Origin of the sequence: Streptomyces sp. NPDC001868, assembly GCF_040297125.1 — a bacterium.
Classification (GTDB): domain Bacteria; phylum Actinomycetota; class Actinomycetes; order Streptomycetales; family Streptomycetaceae; genus Streptomyces.
Genome location: NZ_JBEOYO010000057.1, coordinates 28,072 through 40,408 on the forward strand (window position 1 = coordinate 28,072; position 12,337 = coordinate 40,408).

At 69.3% G+C, this 12,337-nt stretch carries 11 protein-coding genes and 1 pseudogene; 5 read left to right on the plus strand and 7 right to left on the minus strand.

All coding sequences use genetic code 11. From position 1 onward, the window contains the following. Positions 1 to 6 precede the first annotated feature (6 nt). A complete protein-coding gene (locus ABT147_RS39285) occupies positions 7 to 873 on the minus strand; it encodes a macro domain-containing protein (RefSeq protein WP_351415545.1) in 867 nt (288 codons plus the stop codon). After that, the gene (locus ABT147_RS39290; RefSeq protein ID WP_351415547.1) at positions 870 to 1,631 is read right to left on the minus strand and encodes a TIR domain-containing protein; all 762 of its coding nucleotides are present in this window, start codon (positions 1,629 to 1,631) and stop codon (positions 870 to 872) included. Before ABT147_RS39290 ends, ABT147_RS39285 begins: the two co-directional genes overlap by 4 nt. 156 nt (positions 1,632 to 1,787) lie before the next feature. Here ABT147_RS39290 and ABT147_RS39295 point away from each other — a divergent pair, with 156 nt between their 5' ends. Continuing rightward, complete coding sequence (locus ABT147_RS39295) at positions 1,788 to 2,483, plus strand: IS6 family transposase (RefSeq protein WP_351415549.1); 696 nt, start codon at positions 1,788 to 1,790, stop codon at positions 2,481 to 2,483. Positions 2,484 to 2,792: 309 nt separating this feature from the next. Next, entirely contained in the window at positions 2,793 to 3,761 is a 969-nt protein-coding gene (locus ABT147_RS39300) for a hypothetical protein (protein ID WP_351415552.1), read from the plus strand. Between the two features lie 17 nt (positions 3,762 to 3,778). On the opposite strand, the pseudogene ABT147_RS39305 reads toward ABT147_RS39300, so the two are convergent. The 5 genes and pseudogenes from ABT147_RS39305 to ABT147_RS39325 all read right to left on the minus strand — a co-directional run. After that, a pseudogene (locus ABT147_RS39305) lies at positions 3,779 to 3,952 on the minus strand (transcriptional repressor LexA); the annotation flags it as partial. Between the two features lie 28 nt (positions 3,953 to 3,980). Next, the gene (locus tag ABT147_RS39310) at positions 3,981 to 4,220 is read right to left on the minus strand and encodes a hypothetical protein (RefSeq protein ID WP_351415554.1); all 240 of its coding nucleotides are present in this window, start codon (positions 4,218 to 4,220) and stop codon (positions 3,981 to 3,983) included. Between the two features lie 130 nt (positions 4,221 to 4,350). After that, on the minus strand, positions 4,351 to 5,271 hold the full coding sequence (locus ABT147_RS39315; RefSeq protein ID WP_351415557.1) for an HpcH/HpaI aldolase/citrate lyase family protein: 921 nt from the start codon (positions 5,269 to 5,271) through the stop codon (positions 4,351 to 4,353). A 25-nt stretch (positions 5,272 to 5,296) separates the two neighbouring features. Further along, positions 5,297 to 6,514 (minus strand): CaiB/BaiF CoA transferase family protein, encoded by a 1,218-nt coding sequence (locus ABT147_RS39320; RefSeq protein WP_351415559.1) that lies wholly within the window; start codon positions 6,512 to 6,514, stop codon positions 5,297 to 5,299. A gap of 180 nt (positions 6,515 to 6,694) precedes the next feature. Beyond that, positions 6,695 to 7,621 (minus strand): LysR family transcriptional regulator, encoded by a 927-nt coding sequence (locus ABT147_RS39325; RefSeq protein WP_351415562.1) that lies wholly within the window; start codon positions 7,619 to 7,621, stop codon positions 6,695 to 6,697. A gap of 184 nt (positions 7,622 to 7,805) precedes the next feature. On the opposite strand from ABT147_RS39325, the gene ABT147_RS39330 reads away from it, so the two are divergent. The 3 genes from ABT147_RS39330 (at position 7,806) to ABT147_RS39340 (ending at position 12,310) form a co-directional block, all read left to right on the plus strand. Continuing rightward, a complete protein-coding gene (locus tag ABT147_RS39330) occupies positions 7,806 to 9,254 on the plus strand; it encodes a CitMHS family transporter (RefSeq protein ID WP_351415564.1) in 1,449 nt (482 codons plus the stop codon). A 256-nt stretch (positions 9,255 to 9,510) separates the two neighbouring features. Further along, the gene (locus ABT147_RS39335) at positions 9,511 to 10,842 is read left to right on the plus strand and encodes a prolyl oligopeptidase family serine peptidase (protein ID WP_351415567.1); all 1,332 of its coding nucleotides are present in this window, start codon (positions 9,511 to 9,513) and stop codon (positions 10,840 to 10,842) included. Positions 10,843 to 11,038: 196 nt separating this feature from the next. Then, positions 11,039 to 12,310: a poly(ethylene terephthalate) hydrolase family protein gene (locus ABT147_RS39340; protein ID WP_351415569.1), complete on the plus strand. Its 1,272-nt coding sequence runs from the start codon at positions 11,039 to 11,041 to the stop codon at positions 12,308 to 12,310. The last annotated feature ends 27 nt before the right edge of the window (positions 12,311 to 12,337 follow it).

The following is a 12,337-nucleotide window of genomic DNA, read 5'->3' on the forward strand; positions in this document are numbered from 1 at the left end:
CCCGGGTCACAGGCTTCGCAGAAACATGCCGAGTTCCAGCATGTCCACTTCGTCATAGTCCCCCGGATGCACCACAACCGTGAGGGACTTACAAACGACACTCTCCCGCGACCTGGTCACGAACGACAGCAGGATGAGTTTCAGCAGGGCCTTGTGGTCCATGCTGTCGATGCGGGCCAGGCCCGCCCCGATGACCGGCATGGCGACCGCTTCCCGCCGCCCGTGCAGATGGACGGCGGTCCACAGCTGCCAAAGGGTGTGCCAGAGTTGGTCCGCTCCGGAGGAGATGACCAGGTCGTTGCCCATCCGCCCGTATGCGGCGCAGAAGAACCGCCGGCCCGGCCCGTCAAGCACGGCGATGGTCCCAACGGGATAACGCACCAGCTTGCCCGCTCGCTTCGCCGACCGCTCCTCCAATCCCGTCGGGTCGACCTCGCCGAGCGCCGCGGCGAGGTCGCCGTCCAGGCGTGCGAGGTCCCCGGCGTAGACACGGTGCAGGAACTGCCCCTGGACGCTTCGCCGGACGATCAGCCGCTCGTCACTCGTGTCGGTGTCGAATACGTCGTTGAATCCAACGACCAGGTGCGACTCGCGGTCGAAGAGATCGCCGACCTGCACAGTCACCGTAAAGCCCGGACCGGTGAACTCGCGGCTGACGGTGGACCGCGGCCAGGACCGCAGCACTCCGCCGATTGTGGCCAGCCCGGCGATACCCAGCAACGCCGGCCAGCGCGGCAGGGAACTGTCCGGCCAGAACGCCAGGTACAGCTGGGTGGCTCCGGACAGCAGACCGAATTGCACAGCCCATTCGCGAGCCAGCAAACGCAGACCCTGCGGCGTGCGGAGGAGTACGCGCAGGCTGTGGCCGATCACCGTTCCCTCCGCCGTTCCTTGTCCAGGGGCGAGAGCTGTGACTCCCCGCCGGACGCAGCCTCCTCGACGCCACCGGCGGGCGTCACGCTCACATCGTCGAACAGGCCCATGAACGGCGTCCGCCGGGGGTTGTCCGGACTCAACGCCCGCACCGCCCGTTCCAGATCGGTGATCCTGTTCACCTGCTCCCTGATCAGGAGCAACAAATCGTCCAAGATCTCCTCTGCGGGCCGCGGCGGTGGCGCCTCGGACTCCTTCCCGGCCGCGGGGCGCTCGGCGATCTCCTGCAGACCCGCCTGCATCCTGGGCCAGATCATCTCGAAGAGCTCGTTGATGGCGACCTCGTCCGCCGCCGGCTCGCACCTGGCGTTGATCGCCTTGACCATGGCCAGCACATCGCCCTCCGACTCCGCTACCACGGCCTGGAACTGCTGCAACGGGCTGTCGACCAGATCCCGCGGTGTCGTGGCGCCGAACAGGAACGGGATCACCTTGCCCTCCGAGACCTGGCGCGACAGCGCCCCGGACTCGAAGTTGATCCAGGGCGCGTCGCGGTTGGACCGATTGACGCAGACGATCCCGAACGAGCAGCCCTCCAGCTGTTCGGCGATCCGCTGCAGACCACGGTCCCCCTTTCTGATGTCCTCGGAGGAGACGAACGGCTTGATCGCCGCGTTGAACCGCGGCAGCCATTTGTGGAGCAGCTTCGCGCACTCCTTGGCGGGCTCACCTGACCAGCTCAGAAAGATCTTCAGCACGTCTGCCCCCCGGCCCCGTCCGTCCCCAAGGGCTACCCGCACCGCGCGCCGGCTACTCGGGCTCCCCGGGAGCGCGTGACTACTCGCACAGGCGCTGTCACGTTGGCTGGTAGGTGGGATGATCGCCGGGTTGATCATGGTGGAGGGGGATCGTCCGTGGGGAGCGCGTCGCCGTCGTACAGGGGTCACAGGTACCCGGTCGAGGTGATCTCCCACTGCGTGTGGCTGTACTTCCGCTTCCCGCTCAGCTTCCGTGAGGTCGAGGAGCTGATGCTCGAGCGCGGGATCGTCGTCTCCTATGAGACGGTCCGCCGCTGGTGTGTGAAGTTCGGGCAGTCCTACGCAGGCGTGCTGCGCCGCCGACAGCCCCGGCCCGGTGACAAGTGGCACCTGGACGAGGTATTCGTCAAGATCAACGGTGAGCAGAAGTACCTGTGGCGGGCCGTCGACCAGGGCGGCAACGTCCTCGACATCCTCGTGCAGAACCGGCGGGACACCGCTGCGGCCAGGCGCTTCTTCCGCCGGCTGCTCAAGACGACGGGCGCGGTGCCGCGGGTAGTCGTCACGGACAAGCTCCGCTGCTACGGCGCCGCCCACCATGAGGTCATGCCCTCGGTGGAGCACCGCTCCCACAAGGGCCTGAACAACCGGGCCGAGAACAGCCACCAGCCAACGCGGCAGCGCGAACGCGCGATGAAAGGCTTCCGCAGTACCGGCGCAGCCCAGTGGTTCCTGTCCGCGTTCAGCGGCATCTCACCCGACTTCCGGCGCCGCCGCCACCTGATGACCGCTCCCGGTTACCGAGCCGAGATGACCATCCGCTTCACGATCTGGGACCAGGTAACCGGCTGACCCGCAGCGGCCTGAGCAACAGGCCCGGAGCCCGACTGAACCATGCCTCGACACACCGTCAGGTCCTACCCACCCAACAACGTGACAACGCCGCGTCATGGTGTCTTCTCGTCAGCCGTTCGCGGATCGCTCGTAACGTACAGGTTTACATCTGCCGATTGCCGGGTGCCGTCGGCAGAGGGCGCCACTCCCGTCGCGGCGGCGAACGCGGGGCCGTCCCCCGTCCCCCGTCTCCTCTGAAGTGTCGGGAGCGGGCCTTGGTGGAATGACACCGGAATCGGCTGGTGGACGGATACGGGGGATGGGCCCATGGGCTACGAGGAACTGATGACCGCTGCCGTCAAGGAGCATGTCGCCGCCGAATGCGAGCGATGGTTGCGGGCCGGACTGTCCACCGAGCGTTGTGATCGGCCGGCTGCCGAGGCCGCCGTCGCCGCCCGGTATCGGGCCCATGGGCTGCCCGCGCCGGAGACCGTCGTCTGGATGGACTCCCCGCTGGGCGGCGCGCTGGCCTCCTGGGTGTTGCGCCGCGGCTTCGAGGACCGGCTCGACGGGACGCTGTTCACGAATGCCGCCGTGGGGCCGCCGATACAGCTGGTGCCGGAGTTCGCCGAGCAGGCCGAGCGGCGGCTCCGCGAGCAACTCCCCTCGGGGGGAGGCGGGCAAGCGAGGCGGCGGCTGGCCGGGCCGTTCGGGGACGCCCGGGTCGACGCGCAGACGGCGCTGGTCGAGGCTCTCGGCGCACCCCTGAGGGACTTCCTCGGGCTGACGTGGGAGAGCGGGGAGTCCGGTGCCTATGAACTGAACGAGGAGATGGAGAACGTACTCGAACACTCGATGAAGCCGAACAAGGTGCTGAGCAGTCTCGGATGGATGGGCTACCGGAACATGATCGCGAACCTCCGCGGTCCGATCCCGACGCACATCGTGCAGCCCGAGGTGATCATGGACGTCATCACCCCGCCGCCTCCGCCGAGCCGCGAGGAGATCTACCTCTGGGAGGAGTTCGGCGGCGGAATGGACTCCTGGTCGTCGTACGCGGGGGACCTGATCCACTGGCGGTGCATGCTGTCCGCCGCCGGGCTGCCCGCGTCACCGGCCCTGGACGCCGAACGGGACGCCCTGTACCGGGCCGACAGGTGGTGGCCCCTGGAGGACGCGGTCGTCCTCACCGAACGGCCCGTCGTCCTGCGGTACAAGGGGCCTGCCCCGGACGCCGTCGACCCGACGAACGTGCTGATCAGGTATGCGGACGGTTATCAAGTGGAGAGGGCGTAGGGCGACGGCCGGCCCGAAAGGAGTGCATGGGCCGGTACCTTCAGCACAAACAGCTCACCGTCGCCGGCGAGCTGGCGGGGGAGGGGGAACACGTCCTCGACCGATTCCTCGGCGGCGATACGGCCGACGAGCGGGACGTATGACGTGGTCGGCGGGCTGGTCGGCGGGCTGGTCGGCGGCGTCCTGGGTTTCTGTCGCGGCGCTCATCCAGTCGGTCGGCTACGGAGCTGCCTTTCGGAAGCGAGACAGCAGGGTCCGGGCCGGCAGGGCGCCCGGGTCGAAGAACTGCGTGGCCAGAGCGGGCGGCACCGCCGGTCCCTGCATGCGGACCTCGTGGCAGGTGAAGCAGAACGCCGCCTCGAACAGCGCCAGATCGAGAGAGTCCTCGTAGACCCGGACGCTCCGGCCCGGCGAGAAGCCGCAGCGGTGCTGTTCACTGCCGGGCAGGCTCTCGATCAAGGCCAGGGCGGTGGCGGCCCCGCTCCCGGCCCAGTGGGCAACCGGGGTGCCGGGGTACAGGACGTCCCGCCTGGTGGGAGGGCGGAGATCCGTACGACCTCGATCACCACCGACTACGGGCCAGAGCCACTCACCGTACAGACCCCCCATGTCGTTCCAGAACAAGGCGGGCCGTACGGGCCATGGCCTCGTCGACCATCTCACCGTGGAACGTCACGGCGCCAGTGCCTTCTCTCTGTGCCGCCTCGACCGCCGCGATCAGCTCTGTGCAGCGGGCGAGTTCGGCGGAACCGGGAGAGAACACCTCGTTGATCACGGGGACATGGGAGGGGTGGATCGCCATCATGCCCTCGTAGCCGAGGGAGCGGTTCTGTTCGGCGAAGGCTCGTAGCCCCGGCAGGTCGCCGATGCGCGTCCACAATCCGCTGACCGGGCACGGCACTCCGGCTGCTCTGGCGTCCAGCAGAACCCGGGAGCGCAGTGCCGCCGTTTCGGTTCCCTCAGGGCTCCAGCGGTAGCCGACGGCACGTTCCACGTCGCCGCCTGGGGCGGTGAGAGCGCCCAGGTAGGCGATGCGCGAGGCGGCTCGGGCGATGTCGTAGGCCTCGCGCAGGCCGCGCGCCGTCTCCAGCAGGGGCACCAGGGCGACCCGTCCCGGTGGCAGGCCCTGTTCCTGTTCGCACCAGCCCAGCAGCCGGTCGGCAAGCCTCACGTCCTGGGCGCAGCGGACCTTGGGGAGCACGATGCCGGCGAGCCCGGGTCGTAGGACCGCGCGCAGTTCCTCGGCCCCCGCCCAGCCGTCCAGCGGGTTGACACGGACGAACAGCGCCATCCGTCCCGCCTGCTGGGCCGACGTGGCGGCGGCCCGTGCGACGGCGTCGGCCACCTGTGCGCGGGCGGCGAGCTTGTCCGCGGCGGGCACCGCGTCCTCCAGGTCGAGGATGGCCGCGTCGGCGCCCGCCGCCCGGGCCTTGGGCAGCCAGTCGGTTCTGGTACCGGGGACGAAGAGCAGGGAGCGCAGCGGGGGCCGGTCGACCGTTTCCGCGTCCACCTCGGCAGGGCTCCTGGAAGACTCCTCAGATGACATGGCTCTTCTCCAGGTCGGCCAGCTCGTCCGCGCCGAGTCCGAGCCACTGCCCGTAGACCAGGTGGTTGTCCTGCCCGAGGGCGGGCCCCGTGCGCCAGACCCGCCCGGGGCGCTGCCGGAAGTGCGGGATCACCGCCTGCATACGCACCGGACCGAGATCGGGGTCATCGACGGTGATGATGTCTTCGCGTTCGGCGTAGACGGGGTCGGCGGCGATGTCCGCGGCGTCGAACACCGTTGAGGCCACGACTTCGGCACGGGCGAACTCCTCCAGACACTCGCCGGTGACGCGCTCCGCCACCCAGTTCCGCAGGTCCTCGTCCAACTGTTCGCGTCGGTCGTACTGTTGCTGAGCGGTGGTGAACTCCTCCTCGGGGAGTCCCAGCAGGCGGGCGATGTTGCGGACCGATCGCGGCGTCGCGGAGGTCACCGTGATCCACTCGCCGTCGTGGGAGCGGTAGGTGTTGATCACGGCCCCCGGGGCGACCGCCAACTGGTTGCCGGAGCGTTCGGGTACTCGTCCCAGCTGGTCGTGGACGATGACCTGCCATTCGACCAGACGGAACAAGGACTCGAAGAGAGCGAGGTCGATCCACTCGCCGTCGAACCCGGGGTCGTGGTCGCGGCGGTGGAGGGCGGCAAGGACGGCGTAGGCGCCCATCAGGCCGGTCACGGCGTCGCCGTGCGAGAAGCCGGTGTGCACGGGCGGGCCGTCGGGAAAGCCGGTCAGGTGTACGACTCCGCTGCGCGCCTCACCCACCTTGCCGAAGCCGGGGGCGTCCGCCTGTGACGAGGTGGCACCGAAGCCGGAGATCTGCAGCAGCACGGCCCGGGGATTGATCCGGTGCACGGAGTCCCAGTCGAGTCCCCAGCTGCGCAGGCGTCCGGCGCGCAGGGTGACGATGACGACGTCCGCCCAGGCGACGAGCCGGTGGGCGACGAGCCGGCCGGCCTCGTGGTGCAGATCGAGGGTGACCGAGCGTTTGTTGCGGCCGGCGACCTTGAACCACAGGGGAACACCGTCGCGTCGGGGCCCCATGGCGCGGGCCGCGTCCCCGGCGCCGGGGGGCTCTACGTGTACGACGTCAGCCCCTTGGTCGGCGAGCATCGAGCCCGCCAGCGGACCGGCCACCACATGGGCGAACTCGACCACTTTCAGGCCGTGCAACTGCCCGCTTCCAGTGGTGTTCCGCTCGTCATCCGACACCGCTTCAGCTCCCTTGCCCTGCCGTTCCGCGTGGGTCCCCGACAGCGTCGTCCGCGTTGGTGCGGCACGGCCGTCGCCGTTGTCTTCAGACTGCCGGAGCGCAGAAATGCCTGTCGAGCAACAGAAGGCCATGAATCAATGCGGAGAACGCATGAATCGAGGAGTGGGCGGTAGGTGGCCTCAAGCCCACGAAACCCCGGGCGGAAGCGGGCGCCCCTGGAGGCGGAACTCTTCGAGCGTCTGAAGGAACCGCTCCGTCACGGTCGGCAGCGTTCGTCGGGCGCGCAGCGCGATGTCCAGGCGCCGGTCCACCACAGGGTCCACCAGAGGACGGCAGACGACGGGTCCGGCACCCATCAGCGGGAGCACGAGGGCGGGCATCGCCGACACCCCGAGGCCGGCGGTCACCAGTCCCCCCACGGTCGCGATACTGCCCGCCTCGGCCGCCGGTTGCGCATGCGCGTCGATCTGGGCGAACGCCGCGTCCGTGAGCCGCCGAACGCTCGAGTCGCGCCCGACGGCCAGGAACGGCTGTCGAGCCAGGTCCTCCCAGGCGATCTCCTGGCGGTCGGCGAGCGGGTGGCCTTCCGGCAGCACCGCGACGAAGCGGTCCCTGACCAGGGGGCAGTGCTCCAACTGCTCCGGCGGGTTGCGGACGGTGGTGATCGCGAAGTCGGCGTCACCGGACAGGACCCGGTCAAGTACCGGCCGCTCCAGGCCGTCGAGGAGGCGTACCGCCACCTGTGGCCGCCGCTCGCGGAATTCGGAGATCACCTGCGGCAGGAGCACCGCCGCGACGGAGGGAAGAGTGGCCACGGCGACCGTTCCCGACTCGCCGAGCAGGTATCGCCTGAGCTCCTGCATGCCCGCCCGGTGAGCGGTGACGATCTGCTCGGCTACACGCAGGGCCTCGGCACCCGCCGCGGTCAACTGCACGTTACGGGTGTCCCGTTCCAGGAGTTGGACGCCGAGCTGCCGCTCCAGATCCGCGACCGCGCGGCTGAGCGAGGACTGGGACACGTGCATCTCCGCGGCGGCCGCGGTGAAGCTCGCGGCCCGGGCGACGGCCGTGTACGCCGCCAGTTGACGCAAGGTGGTGGCCTCCATGGCCGCCGAGCATAGGCGGCCCCGGCTCGGATTGATGCACTTAACGCATGGACAGATCTCGGTTTGATGCTGGACACCGATCCGCCGCTGCTCCGAAACTCTCGCGTAACACCTCGGCCTGCTCCCTCCGCCCAACTCCAGCCCACCGCCGCCGAGGGCCGTCCCCGAGAAAGCGAGCGCCGCCATGCCGGCAGCCCTGGGCTTCGCCACGATCGCCGTTCTCCTGCTGCTCACCATGACCAGGCGCGCCTCGGTGCTGGTCGCTCTGATCCTGCTTCCGGTGCTGGCGGCGCTCATCGGCGGATTCGCGGGCGATCTGGGCGAGTTGATTCTCGGTGGGCTGTCCAGGGTGGCTCCCACCGGCATCATGATCGCCTTCGCGGTCCTGTACTTCAGCCTGATGGTGGACGCCGGGCTCTTCGACCCCCTGATCCGCGGTCTGTTGCGCGTGGCGCGTGGTGACCCGTTGCGGATCACCGTCGCCACAGCCGTTCTCACGCTGTGCGTTGCCCTGGACGGAGACGGTGCCTCCACCTTCCTCATCACCGTCTCCGCGCTGCTGCCGGTCTACCGGAGGCTCGGTATGAACCCCCTCGTGCTGTCCGGGGTGGTCTGCCTGGGCGCGGGCGTGATGAACATGGTCCCCTGGGGTGGCCCGACGGTACGCGCCATGGCTGCACTGAAGCTGGACAGTTCCGAGGTCTTCAACCCCGTGCTGCCCGCGATGGGCTTCGGTGTCGCCTGGGTGCTGGTGGCCTCATACCTGCTGGGCCGCCGGGAACGCAACCGTCTTGCCGCGCTGTCCCCGCGGGGTCCGGCCACGGACGTGCGTGAGGGCGAGGACGAGCGGGACGGCCGTGAACCCGCCGCTTCGACGACGGCCACGGCGACCACGGCGGCCACGGAACCCGAGTCGAGTCGGCACGCCACTGCCGCGACGGCTGACGGGGAGCGTCAGACCCTCCGGGCTCCCGGGGACGGGCCCGGGACCGTCCGGGTGCCGCCGCTGCCGCGGACCTGGCTGAACCTCTTCAATCTCCTGCTCACCGTCGCCCTCGTGGTCTGCCTGATCCAGGAAGTGATGCCGCTTCCGGTGCTGTTCGTCCTCGGGTTCGCGATCGCGCTGCTGGTCAACCACCCCACCTGGGAACAGCAACAGGCGCTGCTCGACAAGCACGCCAAGAGCGTGGTCCTGGTCACCACGATGATCTTCGCGGCCGGCGTCCTCACCGGGATCCTCACCGGCACCAGGATGATCGACGAGATGGCCGAGGCGCTCGTCTCCGTCGTCCCCGGCTCCCTCGGCTCGCACCTGCCCGTCGCGGTGGCCGTCACCGGCATGCCGCTGAGCCTGGTCTTCACTCCGGACGCTTACTACTTCGGCGTACTGCCCGTACTCGCCGAGACCGCGCAGGGCTTCGGCACGGACCCGGCCGAGGTCGCCAGGGCCGCCGTTCTCGGCCAGATGACCACGGGGTTCCCGCTCAGTCCGCTTACCGCGTCCACGTTCATCCTGGTCGGCATGAGCGGTGTGTCGCTCGGCGAACACCAGCGCTTCATCTTCCGCTGGGCCTTCGCCACCACCCTGGTCATGACCGCCGGCGCCCTGCTGACCGGTGCGTTCCCCCTGTGACCGGTGACCCGGGCCCCGGCCCTGGCCCCGGCCCGAGCGAAGTCCCCGCCGGCGGCGGGCTCCCGGCAGCCACCGCACATGCCGCCGGCCTCCAACATGGCGCCCGTTTCCGGAAGTTCGGAACAGGCGAGCAAACGGATCCATACAGACCAGGCACCCGGCCCGGGTGCCCCACCGACCGAGACGAGGACGCATGGGACGGATCACCAGACGTACGGCGCTCGCAGTCACAGCAGGTGCGGTCGCGGCGCCGGCCGTGAGCACGGCAACCGCCTCGGCCGCCGACACCACGACAGCCGCCCCCCAAGGACGGCAAGCGACCTCCGGGAACAACCCGGTCCTGCGAACGGACCTCGTCACGCGGGTGACGCCGAGGAACAACTGGCTGGTGACAGCCCTCGCCCTCCAGTACTCGTACCGCATTGACCTACGCGGCGGGGTGATCCCGCCCTCGGCCTTCCAGGTGGAAGCCACCGTGGGCGGACAAACGGCGGCTCGCACGGTGACCCGGGTCTACTCCAGCACCACCGCCGAAGTGGACGACCGATCTCGCCCCGGACGGCCGGGGGACCGCCTGATCATCGAACTCGACCCGAACGACTCCAACGCGCGGGCATCGGGCACCGACCCCCTTCCGCTCGAGCGCGCCTACTCCGTCAGACAAGTGGCGGACGTGCACACCCCGGAAGGCGAACCAGTGCTCAAGGCCGGCCCGTTCGCGAGCCGGAACGACGACGTCGTCACTCCCGTCGTCGACGACTTCGCCGCCGGTTCCCTCACCGACTCCGCAGGTTTCGAACTGGCCTTCCGGCTGTACCGGCCCGAGGGATTCCTACGGAACCCGCAGACGCGCAAGCGGTACCCGCTCGTCGTCACCCTGCACGGCGGTGGTGAGGTCGCGGACAACAACATGACCCAGCTCACCTCCAACCGGATCGCGGTCACGTTCGCCAAACCGGAACGACAGCGCCGCGACCCCGCGTTCGTCCTCTCCCCGCAGATCCCCCTGCCCCGTCCCATGGACGGACCCGACGGCACGGACTGGACCGACGCCAAGGTCCAGGCCGCTCTGATCGAACTCATCGACACCTTCGTGAGCGAGCACTCCCAAAACGTGGACACAGCCCGGCTCTATCTCGTCGGCCTGTCCTCGGGCGGGCGCGGTATCTACAGCCTGCTGGCGAAGCGACCCGACGTGTTCGCGGCCGCCCTGCCCACGGCCGGCTGGGGCGACTCGGCCACCATGGACCGGATCACGCACATCCCGATGTGGGCCGACCACTCCGTCGACGACCCGGTCGTGCCCTACCGGGAGGGCCGGTTCGGCAAGCCCGGCACCTGGACCCTGATGAACGCGCTGGAGAGCGCCGGTGCTCGCGTCGCCCGTGGGCAGTGGGCCAATGATCTGCCGAAGGCAGAGTTCGAGGCCCGGTCCCGGGCGCTCCTACGGCGGGCCCGGGCCACGCGCAGTCACGTACTGTTCACGAGCTACACGGCCGGAACGACACCGGTGAACCCACACCTGTCATGGGCCCAGACGTACGAGAACGACGTGGTCATCGACTGGCTCTTCGAACAGTCCCGGTAGCCGCCCAACGCGGCGCCCCTTCCTTTTCCTTCCGCACTGTGAGACATCGTCTCCCGGCGAATCCGGCAGCCCTCACAGCGCGGGCGCACCCCGCTGTCCGGTTACCGCGCTCTCACCGCTATCCGGAGGTAAAGCAATGCGTCCATCAAGTCGTTCCACTCGCACGACCGTGCAGTCACGGACCCGACCCCGTGCCATGACGGCGCTGATCTCCCTGGCGACCGTCGTCGGTCTGGCGCTGACTCTGCTGACAGCGGCCGCCCCGCCGGCCGCCGCCGCCGACTTACTGTCCCAAGGCAAACCCGCGACCTCCTCGTCCACCGAGAACGCGTCCACTTCCGCGTCGGCGGCGGTGGACGGCAACACCGCAACGCGCTGGTCGAGCACGTTCGGCGATCCGCAGTGGCTGGGAGTCGATCTGGGCGCCACCGCCACCATCAGCCGAGTGGTGTTGCGCTGGGAAGCCGCGTACGCCCGCGCGTTCCAGATCCAGACCTCCGACAACGGCACCGCCTGGACCACCGTCTACTCGACCACGACCGGCACCGGCGGCGTGCAGACCCTCGACGTGAACGGCAACGGCCGGTACGTCCGCTTCCACGGCACCCAGCGCGGCACCGCCTACGGCTACTCGCTGTGGGAGTTCCAGGTGTACGGCTCCAGTGAGGGCACCCCTCCGGGCAACGAGATCCCGGACCCGACGACCGCTTCCCTGGAGGCCACCAACGGGCCGCTGACCACCGCCACCTACACCGTTCCCAGCCCGAGCGGGTACGGCTCCGGCACGGTCACGTACCCCACGAACAGTGGCTCGTACCCGGGCGTCGTACTGATGCCGGGCTATCAGGGCACACAGCAGAACCTGCAGTGGCTCGCACCTCGCCTCGCCTCCTGGGGCTTCGTCGTCATCAACGTCGGCACCAACACACTGACCGACAATCCCGAGTCGCGCGGCCGCCAGATCACGGCCGCCGGTACCCAGTTGCTCGCGCTCGGCAACGCCGCCGGCAACCCGATATCCGGGAAGGTCGACGGCACGCTCGGCGCGGTCGGTCACTCGATGGGCGGCGGTGGCGTCATGGCGGCCCTCCGGGACGACGCGCGCTTCAGGGCGGGCGTGCCCACGGCCCCGTACTACCCGAACGCGAACTTCTCCGCAGTCACCGAGCCCACGTTCTTCCTGACCTGTCAAAGCGACCCTGTCGCCCACGGCAACGACTACGCGGTGCCCTGGTACAACTCCATGTCCGGGGCCGAGAAGTCCTACATCGAGGTTCCGGGCGACCATCTGTGCCCGATGACGGGCTACGGCAACAAGGCCAAGCAGGGCAAGTGGATCGTGTCGTTCCTCAGCCTCTGGCTGCGTGCCGACACCCGTTTCAGCCCGTTCCTGTGCGGTCCCGTACGTGACGCCGACAAGTACAACACAGCCCTGGTCACGCGCTGGATGGACACCTGCCCCTACTGACCGGCTCGCTCGGAGCGCTCCGCGGCC